Genomic DNA, 24322 nt, shown 5'->3' on the forward strand with positions numbered 1-24322 from the left:
GGTGAAACTGTTACTATGCTTGTAATGCCAGTGATGTTAAACAATTAATTATATCGGTAACTTTCAAGAACAAAAAAACCTCTTACAAAAAATTGCAAGAAGTTTTTTTATGGAATAATACTATTGTATTATTTGCCGTTATGGGTTTCAGTAGCAGCTGGCTCATCTGCCAAAACATTTCCCTTGATTTTAAGAACAACAGTACCTTCACTTGCATTTGAAGTAACTGTTACTGTTTTAGTGAAAGCGCCAACTCTATTGGTAGCATATTTAACGCCAATTTCAGCGCTTTCGCCTGGCATAATAGCTCCGTCTGGTTTTGTAGGGACCGTACAGCCACAACTTCCTTTTACTTTGGTAATTACGATAGGAGCATTTCCCACATTTTTAAATTTAAAGGCACGAACTCCGTCTGCATTATGCGCTATGGTTCCGTAATCTATTACTGAAGATTCAAATTTAAATACACCTTTTTCCGCTTGCGTTGCTTCTTGCGCAAATAAAGCTGTGCAAAAAAGAAAGCTTGCCATAAAAAATAGATTGCGGAAAAAATTAGTTCCTTTTACTGTTTTTGTTACCATGTTATGAGAGTTTTAAATAAGATTAAAATGATATTTAGAATACAAATTTCGGAAAAAAATTAAAAAAAGAACCGAAATCAAGAATAAATCTATGTTTTTATGTTTTCATAGAAACAAGCAAGGTTTATCATCTTTTCATTAATATTTCCCCGATACTGCTTATGGAAACCCTATGCCGTTTACATTTTACTTCAATAATCTCAAAATTCATAAACGCAATAAATTCTGTAACTTATTAATTATCAATACTAAACACTTGCTGTCAGAAAACAAGATTTCTACTGTTTTTATTATGGCAAGATAGATTTATGAAAGTCTGTTTTGTGATGAATTATTTTATTTAATTTTATCATTTTCAATCTTTACAAACGTACTATGAAAACCCAAAATAATATAATAAAGGAAATAGCTGACAGTCTATTGTGCGGTATGATCTGTTTTTATGAGAAAGCCACAAATAGTTTTATCGAATACCCAAAAGAGGTAGAAGACTACCTAATGTTCGATGAGGAAAATCCATGGCAGGAAGTAATTGATAAGGTTGAGGATAATGTGGATGATTATCTTTTGATAGACCCAATGCCCTCTTCCGAGGCTTTTAAACTTATGGAGCAATTTGCCAGAGAAATAGATTCTCTAGGTTTTTCGGCCAAACTTCTGGATGCACTTGACAAACGCAAGCCATTCCAGAATTTCAATCATTTAATAGAAAATGATTTTGATAACCGACAACTCTGGTTCGATTTCAGGCTTGAAAAAAATATGGAATGGGTAAAAAGACAAATTGAATTTGGGTAGCATATTTGCCATCCCCGACTTTGATAAAATTTAAAACTTTGTCAAACTAAATCTTACCTTTGCTCCCAATGATACACACAGATACTATAGTTGCCATGGCAACTCCAGCAGGTGCTGGCGCAATCGCAGTTTTAAGGCTTTCGGGGCCAGAGGCTATTTCTATTGCTTCCTCTATATTCACCTCAACTTCAGGAAAGGATCTAGCTAAACAAAAAACCCATACGGTACATTTGGGTAATATTAAAGACGGCGAAAAGATAATAGATGAAGTACTCCTATCTATTTTCAAAAACCCAAACTCTTATACAGGTGAAGATGTAGTTGAAATCTCTTGCCACGGCAGTAGTTACATCCAACAGGAAATTATACAATTATGTCTTCGGAAAGGCTGTAGAATGGCTCAGGCTGGCGAGTTTACCTTAAGGACATTTCTCCACGGAAAAATTGATTTGAGTCAAGCGGAAGCCGTGGCAGACCTAATAGCGAGTGATAGTGCTGCAAGCCATCAACTGGCAATACAACAAATGCGCGGTGGATTTTCTTCAGAAATAAAAAATCTTCGCGAAGAACTTTTAAACTTTGCGTCATTAATAGAACTGGAACTGGACTTTGCTGAAGAAGATGTAGAGTTTGCAAATAGAGATGATTTCCAGAAACTCATCTCAAAAATAACAACTGTTCTTAAACGCCTGATAGATTCTTTCGCAACAGGTAATGTATTGAAAAATGGAATTCCAGTTGCCATTGTTGGGGAACCCAATGTTGGAAAATCTACCTTACTCAATGCATTGTTAAATGAAGATCGCGCTATAGTAAGCGACATCGCTGGTACAACAAGAGACTCCATTGAAGATGAAATAATAATCGGGGGCATCGGTTTCCGGTTTATAGATACCGCTGGTATTCGCGAAACGGTGGACGTTATTGAAGGGTTAGGAATAAAGAAAACATTTGAAAAAATTGAAGCTGCCCAGGTAGTGATCTATCTTTTTGATGCGGGAAAATTTAAAGTTCAAGGTTCAAAATTCAAAGTTGAGATTGAAACTATTAAAAACAAGTATCCACTTAAAAATTTAGTTATAGTTGCTAACAAGGTTGACAAACTTTCATTAGAAGAAATCAATAAGCTACAAGCAGCAATCGGCCATCTCCATCTGCTTTCTGCCAAAACGGGACAAGGCGTGGAAGAACTTCAAAATAAATTACTGGATTTTGTAAACACGGGCGCCCTTCGAAATAATGAAACCATTGTTACTAACAGTCGGCATTATGACGCCATGTTAAAAGCTTTGGAAGAAATCATCAAAGTACAGGAAGGAATTGATAGTGGTTTAAGTGGAGATCTATTGGCAATAGATATTCGACAGGCACTTTACTATTTTGGTGAGATTACGGGTGAAATTTCTAATGATGAATTGCTTGGGAATATATTTGCTAATTTTTGTATTGGGAAGTAAAATTGGTTTCCGATGTATTGATATTATCTTCTCTTGATTGATATACAGCAGGTTATATTGTTAAAGTTTTCCTTTCTATTTCTAGTACCACATATGAACTACATTTTTAAATTATGGAGTACAAACGTACCACATAATGAAAATAAAATTAAAAGAACGAAAACAGCTTGCTAATAGAGTACTATAAGGGATTGGAGATATACCCAGAAGGCAAGAGAAAACACATTCGAGACTATGAAAATCTGAAAATGTATTTACATAGTGAACCTAAGAATGCTATTGAAAGAAAAGAGAACAAAGAAACAATGGCGCTTGCAAAAAAGATTCTTGCTATTAGGGAAGCAGAATATTATCAGGGCAAGTTCGATCTTAAAACCACAACAAAAGGTATAAGACGGTTTTTAGAGTTCTTTCGCGAAAAAGCGGAAGAGCGCTTTGACAGTCCTAAAAACTATGGGAACTGGACTGCCGCACTCATACATTTTGAGCGCTGTATTTCTCCAAATGGTGCTATAAGTTGCCTTCCGAAGGCATAAAAATCTTCATTCGTTTTTCCATCATTTTCATAGCTCTTGTCTTGTGGGTTGGTAATCACAAAATCAAAAGCATTTTTTTGTGCTTTGTCAATTACATGATAATTCACTTCTTTGGTGTCTCCTCCCTAAATTACAGTCCACTCTTCATCAAAAGGAGGCCTTAATTTAGAAATATTACGGGTAAGTTCTGGCAATTTTTCTTCCATATAAGGTTTTACCATTAATCCGTTAATGTTAGAATTTTCATCTACAGAAATATAAAGAGCAACTACAATACGTTCAAAGTTTGTTTTGTACAAGGCAACGTTTGCTCGGGCATATTTTACAAAAGATTTGGATTTAATATCACCAGCTTCTGATTTTAATCCTCGTAAGAACGCTAACGCCCTTTCGTGTGGCATAAAGTTTTTCATTTCATTGGCAAACATCGAATAAATGCCTTCATAATCCTTGGCATTGTACTTATGTTGAAAATTATTTGATACAGTTTTTGAAATCTCACTTTCTGCTTGGGCAAAAGTGTTATTGATAAATAAAAAGGCTATTAGTATAAATAAGATATGTTTCATGGTTGTTATTTTATTTGTTTCTGCATTGTTTCAATGCTCTTTATCATAGGATTTACATCCTTGTTTAAAGCTCTTTTATTTACCCAAAAAGTAAATGCATAAAACAATGCTAAACCTATTATTGTTATTGTTTTTAAATTAGAAGTAAGTGGTAATATGCTTTCTGCAATACTATTGGTCCAATTATAATCGACTGGATTTTCTAACCCTAAAATGAATATAAAATTCATAATAAAAGGGGGAATAGCGTACCAATACAGAGCAGTGTCCAATAAATTTGCCTGCTGGGCAATCATTCTTTTTTGATGATTAAGTTGTTCTGTTAGCGGCAATGAAAAATCAGTTTTAATGTTCTGTGTTTTTGATTTTTTGAACTTTTGGATAACAAATACAAACCATAGGATTGCCAACCCACAAGCCACTTTGGTAATTGGGAAGGGGATTTCGTATAATAAAAAACCAAAAATGAGTATTCCAAAGATTGAAGCAGCAATCTCTCTAATATCTCTTTTTCTTATCTTTTTCTGCATACCATTTATTCTTGTATTTAATTCTTCAATTAGCAGGTTTGTTTCAATTGATATTTGTGCTGTTTGAGAAGAATTATTCCAAATATCTTTTAATTCTTTTTCTAACATTTTAGCTGATTTTTGGAGTGATACATTCAAATAATTTTTTTTCTAATTCGCTTCATTTTAACAGCGATATGATTTTCTGATAATCCTGTAATTTCTGCAATTTCTCTATAAGATAGATCATCTAAATAAAGAACAATAAGTGAAGTGTCCGTTTCATTTAGGGTTGAAATGCATTCTTTTAAATACTTAAATCTTTCTTGTTCAGAAGTGTTAATTTCTTTATCTATGAGCGTAAAATGAATAGATTCAAATCGGTTCATTTTACTATTGCTTTTATCAAATTTCATTTTTTTACGCAAGCAAACATTAACAGTAATCTTGTATATCCACGTATCAATAGATGATTTACCTTTGAAGTTTTTAAGAGATTCCCAAATTTCAAAAATAACTTCTTGAAAGAGGTCTTGTGGTTCTATTGGAGAAACAGCATAAATATTACAAATCCTGTATATTTTGTACTTATTCCTTTCAAGAATTTCTTCAAAAAATATATCATCGTTTTGTTTCCCCATTGGATTAGGTGTTACAGAATATCAATACTATCATTTGATTATACTTTTTCGTTTTTCACCTTTTTCAACTTGTTTTTAGATGAACTTATAAGTAAAAATTCAATAAAGAAACCGCAGATTAAAATAAGGCTAATCTCTTTATACGGCTCCCCCAATACTTGGTAGCAAGTGATTAGTAGAATAGCCCAAACAATGCTACTGATTATTTGAATCCTTGTTAAAATTTGAATTAATTTTTTTGTGTTTTCCATTTTCTTAAAATTTAAATTATTGATTTTTAATGTCTCTATTATAGTTAGTGACAGGTTTTACGAAAATATGACAGGAATGAGTGATTTTTTGTTTTGGATAGTTTTTTTAAATTCTGACTAACATCAAATTATGTTGTTGATAATCAGTTAATCACTTATTCTCATACCAATCAAGTGTTATTTTTAATGCTGTTTCCAACGTTGTTTCATTAATTTCCGGATATCTATTTTTTAAAGAATCGTCAACGAGCAGTATGCTATTCTCAAATTGATAAAAGTTTTCCTTCAATTCCCTTACTTCGGGGTCAAACAAAGCAATCAAATGGAGCAGAAATTTGGGTGCTACTTTTACCTTCTTTGGGTTTCCTTGGATTACGCTGATCTTTTCACCTAAATTTTTTATGCTACTGACTGTAATTCCGCTATAATTAACCAAAAAGAAATTGGGCAGATCGGTTTCAAGGGTCAACCGATGGAAATATTTTGAAATATCCGGCGTAAAGGCAAATTGATGCGGAATAGCAGCATTCATCAACCACTTTATAGGTTTGTTATGTATCGCTTCTTCAAAAATTGGTTTTATTAAGGCATTGGTAACGTTGGGTCCGAAAAAATTCGGAAGACGCATTATTATAACCTTACAATCATTGCGCTCGGTTGCTTTTTTCAAACTATTTACCAATCTCAACCTGAGTTTTCCCTTTTTTTGCTTGGTTGCGGAACTGTACTTTCGGTTATGGGGTTATCAATATTTCCAAATACATAATTATTTTCGGGAAACAATATGGTGGCTTTATGTTGTTTTGCCGCGATGATTACATTCGAAATAATAGGCTCCATTTGCGTTTCCCATAATTGATACGGGACATTGATACCGAGAAATATAAATTCCTTGTTTGCCGAAATTTCTTTTAATTGCGTGAGATTGTTTACATCTCCTACTATAACTTCCAATAGTGGATTGTTTTTAAACAGCTTTATTGCTTTTTCTTTATCCCTTACGAGAATTGTCGTTTTAATGTTGTGGGACAGCAATTCCGCGGTATATGAAAAACCAATGCCTCCGGTTGCTCCCAACACTAAATGTTTTGTGTCCATAATTCTTTTTTAAAGTATCACAAAGGCTATTTTTTCTTTTAAGTTTTATAAGTTCTGAAGTCATTTTATAATTCGACCCATTATTACTTGTGGCTATTTCTTTTGATTATTTTAATGACACGACTATATTCTACATCTGCCAAATTCCAGTAATACAATTTAGGATCGGTGGTGCTGGTAAACTGAACAACCACGGCATCTATGTCTTTGTGGTATTTGGCAATGCTTTGATAGCCGGGAACCCACCCCTTATGTTCATATTCATATATTGATGAATAAATTTTCTTTTCTTCTCCATCAAATAGGCTTCCATCATTTAATGCCCTTAAAAATATGCCCACATCTTCTGCGGTGGCCACCATTCCGATATCATCGGTTTTCAAATCAAAAGGATATCCTTTATGATATCCGCTCATCACTTTATCAATATTGACCTCGTGAATTGATGGAAACGTGTTTTTTAAATTCAGTCGATCCAAGATTTCTTTCTGAATGAATTCAAAATGGGGGTAGCCCAAAACCCTATCCATGATTTCGGAAAGCAATAAATAATTCGTGTTGCAATATTCATACTTTTTCCCGGGCTTGAAATCGGCAGGATGATCCAGGACCAATGCGAGTTTTTCCTTGTTGTTTTCTTTGGGGTGTGCCCAATAATCTTTTGTATCGGTATAATTCGGAATGCCACTTCGATGCTGCACCATCATTTTTAAGGTGATTTTATCTGCATTTTCAATTCTCTCTAATAATTCCGGAAGATAATCGGCTAAGGTCTTGTCTAAAGATAGTTGGCCACCATTGACCAGTTTCGCGATCGCAACCGCCGTATAGAGCTTACTTATACTGCCAATCTTGAAAAACGCATGCGGATCGGCCGGTATTTTTTTCTTTTTGTTGTGCCAACCCGCGGCATAAAATTCAGCCGGTTTGTTCGCTTTATCCACATAAATGAGTATTCCAGCAAATCCATTTTCAACGGCTTCATTGGCCTGCTCTTGAATTGTATGGGGCAGGGGCAATATCCATGCTTTGACAACGATCCATGGCACAAACCACAACGAAGCAAGGCTCGCAACAATAAGTACTATTCTGAACATTTTTTTTGTTTGTTTCTTTTTCATAACATACTGATTTACAATCTTTGCAATTTACCTTTTCCATTTTAATTTATAGCAATCAAAAAACTTCTGAATAGAAATTAATATCCTGATCACTCGGTAATTACATTTATTTCTTTAATAACCTCTCGGCCTATTTTCTTTAATTCACCGTACTGATAAACTATTGCGTCAAATTGAAAGGCTGCTAAACCAATGACATTGCGATAGGGAGGGGATGCCGTATATTTGGCAAAATCCTCATAATATCTCGCTTGTGGTGTGGCTCTAATTTTCAGGGAATCTTGAGGTAAAAACGCATAAGCAAGAATTAAGGACCGGTCGAATTGCGTAGAAAGATAATTCTCTTGGCTGTTCACATAATCATTATAACTGTTTTCGGTTTGCGCAATATCATCCACTAATCTGTAATAAGTGGTCAAAAGCGAATCAAGGTGTGTGTTGTTGATTTTGCCAAAATATTTTGAAGTTTTAAGGGCTTCGTATCCACTTGTGTTCGGTTTAAAATAATAATCCATGAACGCACCCCCACAAGACATAAATAAGGGAAGATTTTGCTTTTCTGTTTTGTCCAATATACTTTCTCTGGCCATTTTGCACTTCCTGCCCATCTCTGTTCTATAAACAGTTAAAGTATCAAGCCACTGAATATCCATTAAAGTGTGGGATTTAATTTTTCCCAAATATTCCTTCAGGGCTTCCGTATCTTTTCTGGTTTGGTTCCAATTGTTGATCTGCAATGCAATTAAGATTCCGATAACCACCAGTACGATTTCGCCAATGGCATATTTAAGATATTGATTGGTTTTACCTTTAGAAAGTAAATCCACTTTTATATTTTTAAAAATCCTGATCATCGGTTGAGATAGTTGGTTTTTTTAGGTTTCGATACTTTCTTATAAAAGTGAAATAATTTAGGTTGATAGTTAATCGAGAGAATCTTTAGAATAAATTACAGGCATTCGCCCTTTCCACGTATTCCACAAATCATCATCGCTAATTAGATTAGCCATATAGTGTCCAACATTTATACGGCTAACTTTACCTGCATTAAAAATAGCGCTTCTAGTAGGTGAAGGGTGTATTTCATAATCAGAAACTTCGTTTTCATTCATTAGTCCATCAGGGCGAACAGCAACCCACTCTATGAATTGATTGTTTTGTCCGATTTTAGTTCGTAGGTAATCTGCAGCTTTTTCGTTATCTAAATGAGGGGGTAAAAGAAAACGAAGCAGGAAAATAACACATTTTTGAGCAAATGATATCGGTTCATTCAAGTCCCGATTACGATTGCCTGTAGTGTTCATCAAAATAAATCTGACAGGCTGTTCTGGATCATTTGCCTTTATGGCATCACATAGTCTGCGCGTAGCATCTGTAACTAATTTCCTGGGCTGCCCATAAATCCCTTTCCAGGTAAGATTGTGGCCCAAGCAAGATACTATAGCCTGGCAACCATTACAGTATTCTTTCATTTCTTGGTCACCTAGTTTTAAAATGCTTGCAGAGATGATTTGAAGATTGTTATTATTTCTCCATGATTCTGGCAACCTTTCCGGAGTCCTTACAATGACTTTTACTTTGTGCTTTTGAAGGAGTAGTTGTTCAACTAAATGATTTCCTGTTGCTCCACTGGCACCTACTACTAAAACTGTCATATAGATTTAATTTATTTGATTTTTAAAAATACGAATTGGCGTTTTAACTTTGTTTGACTTCCGTTTTAAACCAAACAAGGGTCTTAGCATATTTATTCTTCTCAGAATAAATTCGTAAATGAGAAAACAAAAAAGAAAAGTAAATAAGATAACGCCTACAAATTTTAGAAACGGATGGATCTCCAAAGGCAGAATAATAAATGCGCCTACAAACAATACAACCATGTGTATAATGTAAACTGGATAGGCCGCTTGACTTAAATAGCTTAATAGTTTGCTTGGTTTATTAAGATACCGATATCCTAAACCAAAAACCCCAAATATCCAGCAATTGGACTCCATAGTAGTGAGGTACATATTTGAAATATCCCCAAATCCCGTAAGCCTGATTGTAAACAAAACTGTCGCTATTCCTATATAAAGCCATTTCCATTTCGACACCGTTTTCCAAAAAGTTTCACCACTGTAAACGAATAGGAAACCATAAAAGAAAGCCAGAAAACCTATAAAAAAGCCATGCCACGTCTGGGCGTATAATTCAAATAATTGTGGTTTCACAACACTCACTTCCAACATAAAAAAGATAGACATTGATAATGGCCCCACGGCATAGCTCATGAGTTTGGTAAGTGCTTTTTTGAATTTTCCATTGTCATGTTTTTTCAAATAGAAGAAAAGAGGCGATAACAATAGCACGTAACAAAAAATATTGCCCAAAAACCATAAATGGCCACTGCTTTCATGGTAACTTAAAGGCATGTTGTAGTACTGCTGGAATATGTAAATATGCAAAGGTGCAATAGCTACAAACCCAAAGACAAATGGCAAGAGAATTCGTGTGCTACGTTCTTTGAGCAGTTGGTTCCAGTTTCGTTTTTTCATTGCGAAAAACAAGCCCATTCCCGATACATAAAATAACAGTGGGATTCGCCATACATTGAGCATCCTCATTGGCGCCCAAAGTCCTTCTAAGGAGTCATCACTTCTAATAAACCCTATGAACATCGCCCAAGGTTGGAATATTATAGCGATATGATAAATGAGCAATAGACCAATGGCAATGACCCGTAACCAATCAATATCGTATCTTCTTTGTGTCTTCATCTCGATTTCTATTTACTGCAACATCATTGCAATTACGGGACGTGCTTTTTGTAACTCTTCCAAGTTTAATTTGAAGCCCATTGGTTTTAGCTGTTGCATAATCATCTCGTAAAACGGCTTGATTTCGGCAAAGTCTCCCATTACAGTTTCCCTGGGCGTCGCTCCATAATTGTTGCGTATGCTTTTGTCGGCTTTGGCATCGATAAGCATTTGCACCATTTCTATTCGACCAAAGAATGCTGCGTTATGTAGCGCGGTGGAGCCGTCATTATTTTTTATGGAGAGGTCTGCACTGGCCGCAAGGAGCAGTTTGGCTATTTCTGGTTTATTAAAGGTTATTGCGGTCATTAAGGAGGTTGCTCCGCTCATTGCTTCCTTTTGGTTAATATCGGTCCCTGCTTCAATATGCTGTCTAACCGCTTCAATATTTCCGGATATTATTGCAGTTTGAATATCTACACTGGGTTTTTCTATTGTTTTTGCCGCTTCGTTGGTATTACTTGCAGTTGTTTTTTTATTGGATTGCGCACATGCGCTTGTTAAAAAAATAGCCATTAATAGCATTGGGATTGTCATTTTAAACGAGTTGATTTTTAGTGTTTTCATAATGTAATTTGTAATGATTAATAATTTTATTTTTGTTGTCACAAATATCCGGCAATATGCCAGTTGCCCGCAAACCCCTATGCGGACTTATGTATCAAGTTTGTTGTAGGGATGAAAATTATGGCGCAGGAGTATAAATTATGATGCAAGTCCCGGTTTTCGCAATCAGAATTTCAGATGGGAAACCGTAAAGCATTAAAATAAAATTCACTACTTTCGATAAGTGCAAAACGAGCTGTCCAACATCCCGTACCAAGGAAAATTTATCGAGCAAGTTGAAGCTGCTATCTTAGGGAATATCTCTAATGAACAATTTGGCGTTTCAGAATTGGCCGACCTTATGAATATGAGCCGTTCCAGCTTGTTAAGGAAGATCAAGAAACAAACGAGGCTTAGTGCAAGCCAATTTATTCGTCAAGTGCGCCTTAAAAAAGGGATGGAGCTGTTGGAAGAAACGGAGCTTACTGTTTCTGAAATTTCGTATCAAGTCGGATTTGGAAATAATTCCTATTTCATCAAATGTTTTCGAGAGTATTATGGGCATTCCCCCGGGGAAGTGAGAAAAAATGGTTTTGAAGAAGCCGTTATTTCAGAAAGAAACGAAGTAGAAAGTAAAGTAGATGCCCAAAAAAGTTTTCTGAAACAGTACCGCTTGCACCTCCTTGTAACAATTTTCGTGGTTCTCGGCATTGCGGCATTCCTGATTTTTCAAAATAGCACTCCCAATTCTGAAATAACGAATAGCCACATTACAAAGTCTTTAGCCGTATTACCTTTTAAAAATATGAGTAGTGATTCTACTAATCTCTATTTTGTAAATGGACTTATGGAGGCGTCATTGAACAACTTGCAAAAAATAAAGGATTTGCGGGTAATTAGCAGAACATCAGTAGAAAAATATAGAAATACACACAAGACCGTTAGGGAGATAGCAGAAGAATTGAATGTCAATTATTTGGTTGAAGGAAGCGGGCAACGCGTGGGCGATCAGGTTTTATTGAATATTCAATTGATTGACGCATCACAGGATACACCCGTGTGGGCCGAACAATATAACCATAAAGTGGTAAATGTATTTTCCCTTGAGAATGCCGTTGCCAAAAAAATTGCAGATGCCATACAGGCCAAAGTTACACCTGCGGAATTGGAACGTATTGAGAAAAAACCAACTAAAAACTTAGTCGCGTATGATTATTACTTAAAAGCTTTAGAACCCTTTCAAACAGAAACCAAAGAGGGTTTGGAAGCAGCTATTCCTTTATTTAAAAAAGCTATAGAACAGGATCCTCACTTTGCTCTTGCGTATTCCAAAATTGCCATAGCATATTATTACCTAGATATTAACCAAGTTGAAAAACAGTATGTAGATGCCATTAATTACAATGCAGACAAAGCCTTGCTTTATGACCCAAAATCTGCGGAGAGTCTTATTGCAAAAGCACTTTATTATATGGATATCAATGAGTTTCGATATGCAATACCCCATTTGGAAAAAGCCTTGGAGTATAATCCCAATTCATCGGCAGTGGTCAATATGCTTTCAAGTTTATATGCCAACGCTATCCCGAATACGGCAAAGTCTTTGGAATATGCCTTGAAAGGGGTTCAACTTGATATTGCCGCGAACGATTCAATCGGCAAAAGCTATATCTATTTGAACCTAAGCAATGCCTTTATCCAAAATGGATTTACGGAGGAAGCACTTAAATACATCGATTTATCTTTAGATTATAACCCACAGAATTATTATGCGCCTTATTTAAAAATATATATTCAATATGCTAAGCACCAAAACCTGGATAAAACCAAGAAGTTGTTGGTAAGGGAATGGAAAAAAGATACTACGCGTTTGGATATTATGCAAGAAGTGGCAAAGCTTTATTATTTTCAGGAGAAGTATGACAGTGCCTTCAACTATTATAAAAAATTTGTAAAAATAAAGGAGGAAAATGGATTGAATATTTATCCACAGGAAAACCTAAAGATAGGAATGGTTTATGAAAAAATGGGTATGAAAAAAAGAGCTGAAGACTTTTATAAAGCGTATACCGATTACTGCGAAAATGACCAATCCTTATACCAGCCAGCCAGTTTGGCAATGAAATACTTGCACGAAGACAAACCCGATCTTGCCATTGAACAACTAAAACTATTTGCGTCCAAAAACAATTACCAATATTGGATCTTGTTGTTTCTTGAAAAAGACCCACTAATGAAGACCTTGAAAAACCATCCTGAATATGATGTGGTTGTTCAAAAAATTAAAGATAGATTCTGGGAAAACAATAGGCAATTAAAAAAATCCTTAAAGCAGAAAGGGCTTATATAATTTAAATTATAGTATTGAGCAAACACAATTAGAATGCTTTTTTGTCTTCAAAATAAAGTCTGGCTGGTAGTGAAGCGGCTTTTTAGTAGTTAATTTTAAATACTCAAGTACACCTATCTCTAAAAATAAAAACTTGTGAGTCAAGAGGCTCAAAATCATCATACTAAAATGCCTAAATCCAATAATATTTATTCCACTCAGAAGCTCCTGAGCATCCCGCCTCGATTACTAATGAAATTCTTAGGGATGTATCGAAGGAAAAGTTCATCTGTAATAATCCCCGTTGTCAAAGCTTTATGAAAACAGTCAACGTCACGAAATGTGGGCAAACCATTAGCCTCACGGAAGACAGGTAAAGCGGTGTTCGTCAGTCGCTCCGCTTTGTTCCGCAAAAACATATCTGCAAGGGTAAAATGAACTCCCTGCGGTCGCCCTTGCATATACCGTTCACTTACCAGTTGGTTTGCGCTCCAGTGGGTGCTCACCAACTGCCGTTCACTTGTTTTGCTACAGACGCTACTCTTCTTCCTCACCCGTGGCTACTTCATCTCCCCAAACGGTGCGCAAGGCGAACGCAAAGCTCAGCTCGCTGAAGCTTTGCTGAGCCGCAGCCAACGTTGCGCACCGCAAACCCCAATAAGGTGTCCGCTATCGCTCACCACTTAATTATTGGGGGTCTGCCGCCACTTGTTAATTGTGCGAGCCTGCGGGTCGCTGCGGGCTGATCGGGCTGTCACGATTTTTGCATTCAGCCATTTGCCTACAGTCGCTTCGTTTCCCTCATTCGTGCCTCATTCACTCAACAAAGCCACTTTCGGCACCCCTCGCAAGAGTAGCTCATTCCCTTCACTACACGAACCGTCGCAACTCCATTCCGCAATACCAATCCCACAACTTCAATACCCATCCACTATCCCAGAAAAAATAGAGAATACAACAATAATTCAGCACACCCAGGTATCCTAAAACTCATAAGTTCTTATAAATCAACATAAGCTACATATTGCATCGGAAAGTGATTGAGATAGGATTTTTAACCAGAACCCGGAATCAAATTTATGGTGAGCGCAATCCAATTATCTCCAAGTGAGCTTTACCTATCTGGCAATTTTCACTATTATCCTATGCTTTCCGTAAACCTAAACGAGTTATATAATTGCTCTGGCGCAGAATTGATGAAATTACTAGCAGTCCAGATCTCATAAAAAGAAAGAACTTTTTTAATATAAAGTGGTAATTCTTTCCCGTTCACTATCAATAAAGTAAAAAACTTAGGCTAGGTTCTTTATGGCGTCATAATTGTTTTTTTTACAAAAGGGTTCGATGTGAAAAGTCTAAATTGCAATTTTGATACTTAAACATATTTCTTATCTTTAACAAAATTTTATAACAATACTAACTTTGTAATCCCCAAAAAAATGAAAAAAATTACTTTTTTATTATTGCTCTCTTACTGTATTATTGGTTTTAGTCAAGAGGAAGGAATCGCATTAACAACTCCAATAATTAATCCTGTAGATCCTACCAACGAAACAGAAAATCTCGCTGATTGTAAATTTGAACATCCAATTACAGGTGCTTTCGGTGGTCAGGGAAGTTCCATATCATCACAATTTAAATCTGCTGCAGATATTACTGTTGAAACTGGTGAAACCTTCACCCTTGAAGAAATCATAATTCCGATCCTCACCTTTGCGCCAGAAGATCCACCAATGACGGCATATATAGTTTATTATAAGGATGACAATGGTATCCCTGGTGAAATTATTGGGGCAGAGGAAATGGAAGCGATAGTTCTCAATACAGAGGTTTGGGAAGACCCTGCACTTAATCAATTTATAACGAAATTTGAATTGACCCCATTCACTTTCGAAGGTGATCAAGACAATCCGGTAACTTATTGGATTGAAATAGGCTTAGATTCCATGAACCACAGCACAACCATATATTGGGAATATACTGAAGGTACCGGAATAGAAGGTGCGCCCTTCATGATTTATAGTGGACATACCCAATCATGGGTTATTGTGGAAGAAACCAGAGAAGCCGTATATGAATTTTTGGGAGAGTGCGATTTTTTAGGAGTTTCTGAAAACGCACATGATGGATTCACTTTTTACCCGAATCCAACATCAAACAAACTCTCTTTGAATTCAGTAAATAATATAGATAGTGTAGTTATCTATAATATGTTAGGTCAAAAGGTATTAAACACCAAAATAGGTGCTACTTCTTCAGAGATAAATATATCAAACCTTGTAACAGGACCTTATCTTATGAAAGTTAGTGTTGAAGGTGAAATAGGTAGTTATAAAATTATAAAGAACTAAGTGATTTTTTCTTTACATCATCTGTAATAAATACTAAAAACATTTACAGGTTTATGGATTAAAGCTGAAAAGTGATATCACTTTTCAGCTTTTTTAATTGGAATTATTTACTTTTATTTTTTTTATATCTGCATATCGCCGAAGCGTTTATAACGAAAGTATAGATAGGAATTTTTAATAATTCGGGAAAGGATGCCAATCCTATTGGTTCGCAAATTCTCTCGCGTTCTTTTCATTTAGCAAACAACGTAATGCTCTCCGCTCAATTCAAAGATACTGCGAAAAAAAATTATTATATTTTCCATTTAATTAATACTTTAACATTGCCAAAGGTGTATTAAAATGTTTGCTAGATAAATTTTACGTAAACCAAAACTTTGCGCAGCAAAGAATTATAAATGTAATTAGCTAGATATAATAGAATAAAAGAGTTTTTAAAAAACTAGAAACCAAAGGAAATTTCGATTACATCGCAAATTAATACTTCAATTATGTCAAAAAAAGGAAGCGCCAAGAACACAAAAAATAAAGCAAAGCATTCAAAATTGATGGCGCAGAAGAAAAATAAGCTTAAGAAAGAAACTGAATTAAGGAAAATGAGGTTAAAAGAAATCAGTGATAATAGTAAGATTACCAATGATTCTATGAATAATAAAGAACTATAAATGCTTCAATATATAAATCTGTTCAATCTAAGAAGTACAAATTTTTTAAATGCTTATCCGTTAACAAACCTAAAATGGACGTAAGACTGTAAGACGTAGGACAAAAGACAAAATATTTTCGAACCTACTCTTTTAATGAGAACTACAATAGTCCTATGTCATAATAGAACCTTAGGTGATTTTACGGACAATCATTAATTATTATAGATTTATCTCCAAATCAATCAAATATTTATTGTAAGACAACGAATAAGTATTTGAACCACACTTTAGATAATAATCTCTTCAGAAATAAAGTATATCTGCCACAAAATAATACTGTAACAAACTACTCATGAATCAATGCAGCAGCATCACGATCTAGAATATACTCTACATGTGATAATGTTTGAAGTATTGAAGCGGGGACTTGAGTAGATATTTCACCTTTAAGCGCTTTACTAATAATTTCAGATTTTTTTTCTCCCAATGCCAGTAACAAGATTTTTTTGGCTTGGGTTATGGTATGAATCCCAATGCTTATTGCTTGTTGGGGAACCTTGTCGATAGTCCCGAAATCCGTATGCGCATCTTCTCTTGTAAGGGAATGTAAATTGACCAAACGAGTAGTAGATTCAAAGCTAGAACCGGGTTCGTTGAAGCCAATATGACCATTGCGACCAATTCCCAACAACTGTAAATCTAAACCTCCAAAACTCGATATTCTATCTTCGTAATATTTACAGTAATCCTCTATACGGTCTGGAGAACACACTGTATGAGGTATGTAAATATTCTCCGGCTTAATATCTATATGTTTGAATAAATACTCACGCATAAAGAAGGTATAGCTCCGAATGTGTTCTGGGCCAATTGGATAGTATTCATCAAGGTTAAAGCTGATGACATTATGAAAACTCAAACCTTCGTTTTGATGTAAACGAATCAGTTCTTGATAGACCACTTTAGGAGTATTTCCAGTGGCTAACCCCAAAACTGCAGGCTTAGCCTGTTTTTGTTGCTCAATTATAAGTTCCGCTATTTGCTTTGCTGTGTAAATAGAAGCCTGCTCAGCATCATCAAAATAAGTGAGGCTATTGACTCTAGTATGTTTGTTAAAAGTGTTTGACATATATATTAAAAAACTCATTTTAAATCAGTAAAATCCGATTTAACTTAATAAAAGTGGGTATTCTTAAATGAATTTTCCCTTCGCTTATATCTTGATTCTTACCCCAAAATAAAAAGTGTACAAAAGTAATAACTTTAGCATACAGTCCACTATCAATCAACTATAAAAAATGCTTGCTCTTTCCACCTCCAATTACTCCAACAATAACCTCATAAAACGGTAATAGATGTTACGCAAAGTTTTAATCATTTGGTATTTTGGTAAAGATGTTCCTTTTCAAAAACAAATCTATCAAACTATTGGTCTTAAATAACCTAACTAGTTTCAAATCAAGTTTCCATTTCATATAGGATCGAGGAAATAGATTTAATTTCTACGGATAGCTTGCGATGTTCTTAGACTACAATCATATTTTAGAGACGAAGCAACTGTTTGATATTCTCGAAGCGTTCAAAATAAGAGTTCGTTATATTTGCCAGTCAAAAATTATTAATAACGCGATTATATGACCTCAATAAAAAACCTTTTATTTTTCCTCTTTCTAACGCTGGGAACGCTTAGCATAAAAGCGCAGGATTATCAAAATATTGACACTGCGTTTGCTAATAAAGAAAGAGAGAATATTCCCGGCGAAACTATGGGGCAGAAACTTGAAAGCCTGCTCTTTTGGTCGCAAGAAGAAAAGGAGAGACGTTTCCCTATTATGCAAGATATTTTTCCGAGCATTCAAATTTCCACCGGCTCACAAAGTGCTCCATTCGAAAAAACCAAAGAGATCACTCCTCAATGGGAAGACAAAACTACTTTAACTTCCTATATGAATGACAATCACGTTAAAGGTGTCATCGTGTTACAAGACAATAAAATAAGGTTGGAAGAATATGCAGACGGAATCGATCAAGAAACTCTTTGGACTTCATTTTCAGTAGCAAAATCAATTTCTTCTATGTTGCTAGGTGTCGCTTTAAAAGAAGGTGCAATTGAAGACTTAGACGATGTTTTACAAAAATATATTCCGGAGCTAAAAGGATATGATTACGGACAAGTGACCGTACGTCAATTACTAACTATGACTTCCGGAATTGACTGGAACGAAGATTATGAAGACCCAAACTCTGATGTAGCGCAAATGTACAAGGCTCCTTGTGAAAATACGGAGTCGCATATTTTGACCTATATGAAACCCCTGAAATTTGTACATAAACCCGGAACCCATTGGAATTACAGTACGGGGGAAACCGATTTAGTGGGGATTTTGATACAAAAAGCGACTGGGAAAACCTTGGCCGAATATCTTTCTGAAAAAATCTGGAAACCTTGGGGAATGGAGCACTGTGCCTATTGGCTTGCCGATGAGTGCAGTAACTTAAACATGGGCGGCAGTGGTCTTTCGGCAAGTTTAAGAGATTACGCCCGTTTGGGAACGTTAATGTTAAACAAGGGAAAACTCGGTGATAAAAACCTCCTTGCTGAGGAATGGTTAGATAATGCCACTTCCCTATTATATGTAACTAACGATCAAGGTGGCGGCTATGGGTATTTATGGTGGCGTTTTAACGACGGAAGCTATGCAGCTGTAGGAATTTTTGGGCAGATGCTTTATATAGATCCGCATAAAAACCTTGTGATTGCCCAAATGGCAGCTTGGCCCAGAGCGAGTTCAAAAAATCTCACCGAAGGGCGACATGCTTTTATTGATGCCGTTCAACGAGTGATAGATTAAGGAAAAGACGTGTTACTTCAATTCATCAAAAAACAACTACCACATCACTTCACATGGATAAAGCTTTTAAAAAACCTTTGTTGTAACAATTTTAACAAAACGGCTACTAACAGCATTAAATGAACAACCTTCTAAAAAAACAATATGCTTTCCATCAAAAACCTGAATAAAACCTATCCAAACGGAACCCAGGCTTTAAACAATGTAAATCTTGAAATCGATAAAGGAATGTTTGGACTTTTAGGGCCAAACGGCGCAGGGAAATCTACCTTGATGCGTACTATTGCCACTTTACAAGTTGCCGATAGAGGCACGATTGCGTTCAATGACATTGATGTGTTTAATCAACCTGAAGAACTACGAAAAGTATTGGGTTATTTACCTCAGGATTTTGGAGTTTACCCAAAGGTGTCCGCAGAAATGATGCTTAATCATATTGCAAAAATTAAGGGAATTCACAATACCAGTGACCGGAAAGCCTATGTAAATGATCTTTTGGATAAAGTGAATCTATACAAATTCAGAAAAAGAAACTTAGGAGATTATTCTGGTGGAATGCGCCAGCGTTTTGGAATTGCCCAAGCCTTGATAGGAAATCCTAAATTAATTATTGTGGATGAACCTACGGCTGGTTTAGATCCGTTGGAGCGTAATCGTTTTCATAATTTATTAAGTGAATTGGGCGAAGATGCAGTTGTTATTCTATCTACGCATATTGTAGATGATGTTGTAAATTTATGTACCAATATGGCCGTCTTTAATGAAGGAGAAGTTGTGGTGCAAGGAAACCCACAAGACTTATCCAATTCTTTAAATGAAAAAGTATTCCGAAAACGAATTGAAAAGAATGAAATTGAAAAATACCAAGCGGAATATAATGTGCTTTCTACCTATTTACGCAGTGGAAATATGAACGTTAATGTATTTAGTGATGTTCATCCCGGAGAAGGTTTTGAAGTAGTAAATAACGATCTAGAAGATTTTTATTTCTATAGCATTAACCAACCTCAAACCGTATCATTATGATAGAGATTTTCCTATTCGAACTGAAATATCGGTTAAGAAGACCAGCGACCTACATTTACATCTTTTTGATGTTTATTGTCCCACTTTTATTAAGTGTTTTTGCAGATTCTGCTACGGCTCAATACACCAATAGTCCAAACGCTATTGTGGGTATTTTGGGTGGCATGAGTATCATAAGCTTGTTTTTTTATGCTGCTATCATGGGGGTTGCGGTATATCGGGATCAGGAACATAAAACCGCGCAAACCTATTTTACTTTCCCCGTTTCTGAAAAAAATTATATCCTCGGTCGCTTTTGGGGCAGTTTTACTATTGTAACTGTTATGAATATCGCAGCCGTTATTGGTGCGATGATAGGTTTCGGAATTGGTGCCTTTTTGGAGAGACCAGATTATGGAACTTATACTTCCTTCAATTTTGCCTCCTATGTCTTACCCTTCCTATATTTATTAATGTTTAATGCTTTTTTTATAGGAAGCTTATTCTTCTGTTTGATGACTTTTTTCAAACGCATGTCCATTTTATATCTGGGAGGAATCGTCATTCTTATTTTAACTACCGCATCCGGACAATTATTATCGAGTTTAGATACCGAATGGATGAGTGTGTTTTTAGATCCGTTTGGAGAAGCAGCTCAAGGATTTCTAACCAAATACTGGACTATTGATGAGTTGAACAACACGCAGTTGTCACTATCGGGTAAATTCGCGCTCAACAGATTATTGTGGCTGGGAATTGGCGTATTGATTTTTATATTCACCTTATTTAAATTTTCTTATAAAGGTTTTTTAAGTACTTCAAAAAAGAAATCGACCAAGGATTCAAAAGACGATTATGTTCCTTCTTCTTTTATTCCGAATGTAATTCAGCAATTTAATTCAAAAGCGAGAATAGAAAATCTATTATCCTTAAGTAAAATCGAATTTCTTTCCATTGTAAAAGAAACTGTTTTTGTTATTTTGATTGTAATAGGAATCATAGTTGCAGGATTTGTTACCTACCAATCCAATCAAATTTACGATACAGCTTCCCTACCCTTAACGCGGTATATGGTAGCTCAAATTTCAGGTGGGCTATCTCTATTTTCCGTCATCATCTTAGTGATTTACGCAGGAGAAGCAGTACATAGAACCAGACAGAATAAAACTTTTGAATTTTACGATGCTTTACCTGTTAGCAATATCACTTTATATCTATCTAAAATTATTGCGCTCATCGGTGTTTCAGTGGTATTAACCTTGCTTAATATAGTGGTTGGTATTTTGTATCAAACCTTTAATGGCTATTTCAATTATGAATTGGGCATGTATTTCACCTATAATTTCACGACCATTTTTCCTAGATATTTAATGACCGTGCTTTTGGCGTTTTTTATTCACGTTTTGGTGAACAATAAGTTCCTAGGGCATTTTATTGTTATTATTATTTATATCGGCTTGCCTATACTTTTTGCTTTAGCGTTTAAAACATCAAATCCTTTGGTGATTTTCGGCGAAACTCCAAGCGGATTCTTAAGTGATTTAAATGGCTTTGGTCATTATTTATACGGTAAATTCTGGTTAAACCTATACTGGATTTTATTCACCTGTATTCTAGCAACAATTGGAATTGCTTTTTGGAATCGCGGTTTCTTTTCTTCAGCTAAAGAGCGTTTACATATTGCGAAACAACGCTTTAGCGGAAAAACCTTAGGCTTACTAGTCTTCTTTACATTGACATTCGTTTCGGTTGGTGCTTATAGCTACTACAATTTAAAAGTGCTAAACCAATTGGAAGATGGTAATTACAGTGAAAAGTTAAGTGCAGATGCTGAAAAAAAGTATGGTAAGTATATTGACAAACCACATATTCAAGTAATCGATCTAAAAGCATTTATCGATATTTTTCCTGAAGAGAGAGGCGTTGTGGCGAAAGGTGAATTTAAGGTGATCAATAATTTTGAGACGCCTATTGATACGCTTTTAATGGAGGTGAAATTTCCCATTGCAGATACCAAAATCACCAAAGTGGTTTATAATGGCACGGAACTAAAACCTTTTTCAGAAGATGATGAGTATAGGTTATTTATCTATAAGTTACCAACCAGCTTGCAACCCGAAGAGACTGCATCTTTAGTGATTGAAACAAAAGCCACTACACATGGTTTTTCTTCAGATGCTGAAACTGCTATCTTAACGAACGGAAGTTTCTTTAGGGATGCTATTTTTCCATCATTCCATTTTGAGCGCTCTATAGTGGATAATGGGGTTCGTAAAAAATATGGTTTAGAGGAACTTGATTTCTTGTATCCATCGAGATCAGATAGTACTGCATTAAAGAAAAACCTTTTTAATGAAGATGGAGATTATCTAAATTTTGAAGCTGTTTTAAGTACTTCAAAAGGGCAAACTGCCATTGCTCCAGGAACCCTCATTAAACAATGGGAAGAAAATGACAGAAGTTACTTTCACTATAAACTAGAAGAAAAAACGGATTATTTTTTCAGTTTTGTTTCCGCAACTTACGATATTGAAAAAGACAATTGGACCGCACCGAGTGGAAAAAAAGTTGCTATAGAAATATACCATTCGCCTAAACATAGAAAGAATCTTAAGTATTTTATCAACGGGATAAAAGTTGCATTAGACTACAATTCCAAAAACTTTTTAGAATATCCACATTCAGTAATTCGAATTATCGAATTCCCCGCATATTCAACTTTTGCGCAATCATTTGCTACCACGATCCCTTATTCTGAAAACTTTGGGTTTGCAGCTGACTTTTCAAAAGCAGATAGTTATAATTATGCTTTTAGGATTACTTCTCACGAAGTGGCACATCAATGGTGGGGACATATTGTTACACCGAGTAATACATCAGGTGCCAATATTATTTCAGAAACTTTGGCAGAATATTCTTCCTTGATGACCATGAAACAAGAGTATGGTGAAAATGGAATTAAATCCTTCTTAAAAAGCTCCCTAGACACCTACCTTAATGGACGAAAGTTTAGTTTTAAACCAGAACGTTCCTTAATGGACGTTGAATTTGGGCAATATATATGGTATGAAAAAGGTTCCATGATTATGTATGATTTGCAAGATGTTATGGGAGAGAATGTTGTGAATAGCGGTTTAAAAAACTTTATGGAAGAATTTAAATACAACAAAAAGGGTTATTACCCAACCTCAGAAGACTTGTATAAAGCCATCTATGCCGTAACGCCCGACTCTTTAAAGTATAAGGTCGACGATGGGTTTAAGGAGATTGTTTTATATGAAAATAGAGTGCTGGATGCTAAAACAAAAGCGCTGGATAATGGGAAATGGGAAACCACTTTTACTGTAAACACAAAAAAAACCTATCACGATAATACAGGAAAAGAAGATAAGATTGACACCAAGAAAAACTTAGTCGATATTGGCCTGTTTGGAGAAGATGTAACAGGTGACGATGGAGTAACTATTAAAAACCCGCTGTATTTTAAGCTAAAATGGCTAAATCCCGGTGATAATACCTTTACCGTCACTACAGATGAAAAACCTCTAAAAGCGGGAATTGATCCCTACAATAAATTGATTGACCGAAACTCTGATGATAATCTTAAAACTGTGGAAGAGTAAAGGAAAATCTCCCTATAATTAAAATTTTAAAATATAAAAGCGAGGTAAATCCTCGCTTTTATGTTTTAGGATATTGAAGTTAGTTTGAATCTAACTGACCCAAAGTGTAATCTTCATGCTTAAATCTTCCAATTCTTTGAAGCTATAGCTAGCAACCAACCTTCTGGAATTAATCCTTCAAAAAAAGGAAAAAGACGTTTATCGCTATATGCTGAACTCCGGACGGGCATCGTAAAAGTTATATACTGGTTTGGATAATTTAATACGTAATCATCGTCATACGTAAAGGTAAATTACCCCCTATTAGTTTCGGTCAATACACCACAAAACAAATTGTCATATAATATTTTGGTTTGTCTCATCTTGTTGTAATACTTTTACACTTATAGGTACGAGTTTATGACCAAACATTTTTAAAACTTGATTGACTTTCTCGAGATTCAAATTTGTTTTGTTCTGTTCTATTTTTCGGATTACAGTTAATGCCACTCCTGCTCTATCGGCAAACTCTTCTTGAGTTAAATTAACGGCTTTCCTACGGGATTTTACAAAATCAGCTAACTCCTCCATTATGTGTTATTGGATATAATTATAAACAAAAACACAATTT

22 protein-coding genes and 1 pseudogene are annotated in these 24322 nt (G+C 35.4%); 9 read left to right on the plus strand and 14 right to left on the minus strand.

From position 1 onward, the window contains the following. Nucleotides 1-128 precede the first annotated feature (128 nt). Nucleotides 129-581 carry a DUF1573 domain-containing protein gene (locus tag G440_RS0115715; protein WP_026452174.1) on the minus strand — a complete coding sequence of 151 codons (453 nt, stop codon included), beginning with the start codon at nt 579-581 and terminating at the stop codon, nt 129-131. A gap of 375 nt (nt 582-956) precedes the next feature. Here G440_RS0115715 and G440_RS0115720 point away from each other — a divergent pair, with 375 nt between their 5' ends. The 3 genes from G440_RS0115720 (at nt 957) to G440_RS20810 (ending at nt 3372) form a co-directional block, all read left to right on the plus strand. Next, entirely contained in the window at nt 957-1379 is a 423-nt protein-coding gene (locus G440_RS0115720) for a UPF0158 family protein (RefSeq protein ID WP_026452175.1), read from the plus strand. A 68-nt stretch (nt 1380-1447) separates the two neighbouring features. Continuing rightward, nucleotides 1448-2836, plus strand: coding sequence for a tRNA uridine-5-carboxymethylaminomethyl(34) synthesis GTPase MnmE (gene mnmE / locus G440_RS0115725; protein WP_026452176.1), 1389 nt, complete (start codon nt 1448-1450; stop codon nt 2834-2836). A 191-nt stretch (nt 2837-3027) separates the two neighbouring features. After that, nucleotides 3028-3372, plus strand: coding sequence for a hypothetical protein (locus tag G440_RS20810; RefSeq protein WP_245574886.1), 345 nt, complete (start codon nt 3028-3030; stop codon nt 3370-3372). A gap of 125 nt (nt 3373-3497) precedes the next feature. Here G440_RS20810 and G440_RS20160 read toward each other — a convergent pair whose 3' ends face one another. The 10 genes from G440_RS20160 to G440_RS0115780 form a co-directional block, all read right to left on the minus strand. Continuing rightward, a complete protein-coding gene (locus G440_RS20160; protein ID WP_051285427.1) occupies nt 3498-3941 on the minus strand; it encodes a DUF3887 domain-containing protein in 444 nt (147 codons plus the stop codon). A 5-nt stretch (nt 3942-3946) separates the two neighbouring features. Further along, on the minus strand, nt 3947-4579 hold the full coding sequence (locus G440_RS0115735) for a hypothetical protein (protein ID WP_026452177.1): 633 nt from the start codon (nt 4577-4579) through the stop codon (nt 3947-3949). Nucleotides 4580-4605: 26 nt separating this feature from the next. Continuing rightward, nucleotides 4606-5091, minus strand: a complete 486-nt coding sequence (locus tag G440_RS20165) for an RNA polymerase sigma factor (protein WP_157418029.1) — start codon at nt 5089-5091, stop codon at nt 4606-4608. A gap of 402 nt (nt 5092-5493) precedes the next feature. Next, nucleotides 5494-6012: a Rossmann-fold NAD(P)-binding domain-containing protein gene (locus G440_RS0115750; protein WP_157418031.1), complete on the minus strand. Its 519-nt coding sequence runs from the start codon at nt 6010-6012 to the stop codon at nt 5494-5496. A 14-nt stretch (nt 6013-6026) separates the two neighbouring features. Further along, nucleotides 6027-6440 carry an NAD(P)H-binding protein gene (locus tag G440_RS0115755; RefSeq protein WP_026452180.1) on the minus strand — a complete coding sequence of 138 codons (414 nt, stop codon included), beginning with the start codon at nt 6438-6440 and terminating at the stop codon, nt 6027-6029. Between the two features lie 83 nt (nt 6441-6523). Then, complete coding sequence (locus tag G440_RS0115760) at nt 6524-7561, minus strand: serine hydrolase domain-containing protein (protein WP_026452181.1); 1038 nt, start codon at nt 7559-7561, stop codon at nt 6524-6526. A gap of 89 nt (nt 7562-7650) precedes the next feature. Then, nucleotides 7651-8388: a DUF6090 family protein gene (locus G440_RS20815; RefSeq protein WP_169718969.1), complete on the minus strand. Its 738-nt coding sequence runs from the start codon at nt 8386-8388 to the stop codon at nt 7651-7653. Between the two features lie 96 nt (nt 8389-8484). After that, a complete protein-coding gene (locus G440_RS0115770) occupies nt 8485-9216 on the minus strand; it encodes an NAD(P)-dependent oxidoreductase (RefSeq protein WP_026452182.1) in 732 nt (243 codons plus the stop codon). Between the two features lie 6 nt (nt 9217-9222). Next, entirely contained in the window at nt 9223-10320 is a 1098-nt protein-coding gene (locus G440_RS0115775) for an acyltransferase family protein (protein ID WP_026452183.1), read from the minus strand. Nucleotides 10321-10332: 12 nt separating this feature from the next. Next, nucleotides 10333-10926 carry an ankyrin repeat domain-containing protein gene (locus G440_RS0115780; RefSeq protein WP_026452184.1) on the minus strand — a complete coding sequence of 198 codons (594 nt, stop codon included), beginning with the start codon at nt 10924-10926 and terminating at the stop codon, nt 10333-10335. Between the two features lie 223 nt (nt 10927-11149). On the opposite strand from G440_RS0115780, the gene G440_RS0115785 reads away from it, so the two are divergent. The 3 genes from G440_RS0115785 to G440_RS21370 all read left to right on the plus strand — a co-directional run bounded on the left by G440_RS0115785 (nt 11150) and on the right by G440_RS21370 (nt 16250). Further along, a complete protein-coding gene (locus tag G440_RS0115785) occupies nt 11150-13255 on the plus strand; it encodes a helix-turn-helix domain-containing protein (protein ID WP_245574874.1) in 2106 nt (701 codons plus the stop codon). Between the two features lie 1418 nt (nt 13256-14673). Continuing rightward, on the plus strand, nt 14674-15585 hold the full coding sequence (locus G440_RS20175) for a T9SS type A sorting domain-containing protein (protein WP_034259768.1): 912 nt from the start codon (nt 14674-14676) through the stop codon (nt 15583-15585). A gap of 491 nt (nt 15586-16076) precedes the next feature. Then, on the plus strand, nt 16077-16250 hold the full coding sequence (locus tag G440_RS21370) for a hypothetical protein (protein ID WP_169718970.1): 174 nt from the start codon (nt 16077-16079) through the stop codon (nt 16248-16250). A gap of 328 nt (nt 16251-16578) precedes the next feature. Here the strand turns inward: G440_RS21370 and nagB are convergent, their stop codons facing one another. Next, complete coding sequence (gene nagB, locus G440_RS0115805; protein ID WP_245574875.1) at nt 16579-17379, minus strand: glucosamine-6-phosphate deaminase; 801 nt, start codon at nt 17377-17379, stop codon at nt 16579-16581. Between the two features lie 487 nt (nt 17380-17866). On the opposite strand from nagB, the gene G440_RS0115810 reads away from it, so the two are divergent. The 3 genes from G440_RS0115810 (at nt 17867) to G440_RS0115820 (ending at nt 23712) form a co-directional block, all read left to right on the plus strand. Next, a complete protein-coding gene (locus tag G440_RS0115810) occupies nt 17867-19084 on the plus strand; it encodes a serine hydrolase domain-containing protein (protein ID WP_026452187.1) in 1218 nt (405 codons plus the stop codon). Nucleotides 19085-19228: 144 nt separating this feature from the next. Continuing rightward, nucleotides 19229-20110 (plus strand): ABC transporter ATP-binding protein, encoded by an 882-nt coding sequence (locus tag G440_RS0115815; RefSeq protein WP_026452188.1) that lies wholly within the window; start codon nt 19229-19231, stop codon nt 20108-20110. Continuing rightward, nucleotides 20107-23712 (plus strand): ABC transporter permease/M1 family aminopeptidase, encoded by a 3606-nt coding sequence (locus G440_RS0115820; RefSeq protein ID WP_026452189.1) that lies wholly within the window; start codon nt 20107-20109, stop codon nt 23710-23712. The genes G440_RS0115815 and G440_RS0115820 overlap by 4 nt, the downstream gene beginning before the upstream one ends. A 119-nt stretch (nt 23713-23831) precedes the next feature. On the opposite strand, the pseudogene G440_RS21505 reads toward G440_RS0115820, so the two are convergent. Both G440_RS21505 and G440_RS0115830 read right to left on the minus strand, forming a co-directional pair. Then, nucleotides 23832-23990 (minus strand): annotated as a pseudogene (locus G440_RS21505) (HipA N-terminal domain-containing protein); the annotation flags it as partial. A 58-nt stretch (nt 23991-24048) separates the two neighbouring features. Further along, nucleotides 24049-24282, minus strand: coding sequence for a helix-turn-helix domain-containing protein (locus G440_RS0115830; protein WP_026452190.1), 234 nt, complete (start codon nt 24280-24282; stop codon nt 24049-24051). Nucleotides 24283-24322: the final 40 nt, after the last annotated feature.

It is taken from the genome of Aequorivita capsosiphonis DSM 23843, assembly GCF_000429125.1.
GTDB lineage: Bacteria > Bacteroidota > Bacteroidia > Flavobacteriales > Flavobacteriaceae > Aequorivita > Aequorivita capsosiphonis.

Excerpts from the sequence above, each read along its gene's own strand:
- G440_RS0115715 (WP_026452174.1), bottom strand. The coding sequence starts at position 581 with ATGGTAACAAAAACAGTAAAAGGAACTAATTTTTTCCGCAATCTATTT.
- G440_RS0115720 (WP_026452175.1), top strand. The coding sequence starts at position 957 with ATGAAAACCCAAAATAATATAATAAAGGAAATAGCTGACAGTCTATTG.
- mnmE (WP_026452176.1), top strand. The coding sequence starts at position 1,448 with ATGATACACACAGATACTATAGTTGCCATGGCAACTCCAGCAGGTGCT.
- G440_RS20160 (WP_051285427.1), bottom strand. The coding sequence starts at position 3,941 with ATGAAACATATCTTATTTATACTAATAGCCTTTTTATTTATCAATAAC.
- G440_RS0115735 (WP_026452177.1), bottom strand. The coding sequence starts at position 4,579 with ATGTTAGAAAAAGAATTAAAAGATATTTGGAATAATTCTTCTCAAACA.
- G440_RS20165 (WP_157418029.1), bottom strand. The coding sequence starts at position 5,091 with ATGGGGAAACAAAACGATGATATATTTTTTGAAGAAATTCTTGAAAGG.
- G440_RS0115755 (WP_026452180.1), bottom strand. The coding sequence starts at position 6,440 with ATGGACACAAAACATTTAGTGTTGGGAGCAACCGGAGGCATTGGTTTT.
- G440_RS0115760 (WP_026452181.1), bottom strand. The coding sequence starts at position 7,561 with ATGAAAAAGAAACAAACAAAAAAAATGTTCAGAATAGTACTTATTGTT.
- G440_RS0115770 (WP_026452182.1), bottom strand. The coding sequence starts at position 9,216 with ATGACAGTTTTAGTAGTAGGTGCCAGTGGAGCAACAGGAAATCATTTA.
- G440_RS0115775 (WP_026452183.1), bottom strand. The coding sequence starts at position 10,320 with ATGAAGACACAAAGAAGATACGATATTGATTGGTTACGGGTCATTGCC.
- G440_RS0115780 (WP_026452184.1), bottom strand. The coding sequence starts at position 10,926 with ATGAAAACACTAAAAATCAACTCGTTTAAAATGACAATCCCAATGCTA.
- G440_RS20175 (WP_034259768.1), top strand. The coding sequence starts at position 14,674 with ATGAAAAAAATTACTTTTTTATTATTGCTCTCTTACTGTATTATTGGT.
- G440_RS21370 (WP_169718970.1), top strand. The coding sequence starts at position 16,077 with ATGTCAAAAAAAGGAAGCGCCAAGAACACAAAAAATAAAGCAAAGCAT.
- nagB (WP_245574875.1), bottom strand. The coding sequence starts at position 17,379 with ATGAGTTTTTTAATATATATGTCAAACACTTTTAACAAACATACTAGA.
- G440_RS0115810 (WP_026452187.1), top strand. The coding sequence starts at position 17,867 with ATGACCTCAATAAAAAACCTTTTATTTTTCCTCTTTCTAACGCTGGGA.
- G440_RS0115815 (WP_026452188.1), top strand. The coding sequence starts at position 19,229 with ATGCTTTCCATCAAAAACCTGAATAAAACCTATCCAAACGGAACCCAG.
- G440_RS0115820 (WP_026452189.1), top strand. The coding sequence starts at position 20,107 with ATGATAGAGATTTTCCTATTCGAACTGAAATATCGGTTAAGAAGACCA.
- G440_RS0115830 (WP_026452190.1), bottom strand. The coding sequence starts at position 24,282 with ATGGAGGAGTTAGCTGATTTTGTAAAATCCCGTAGGAAAGCCGTTAAT.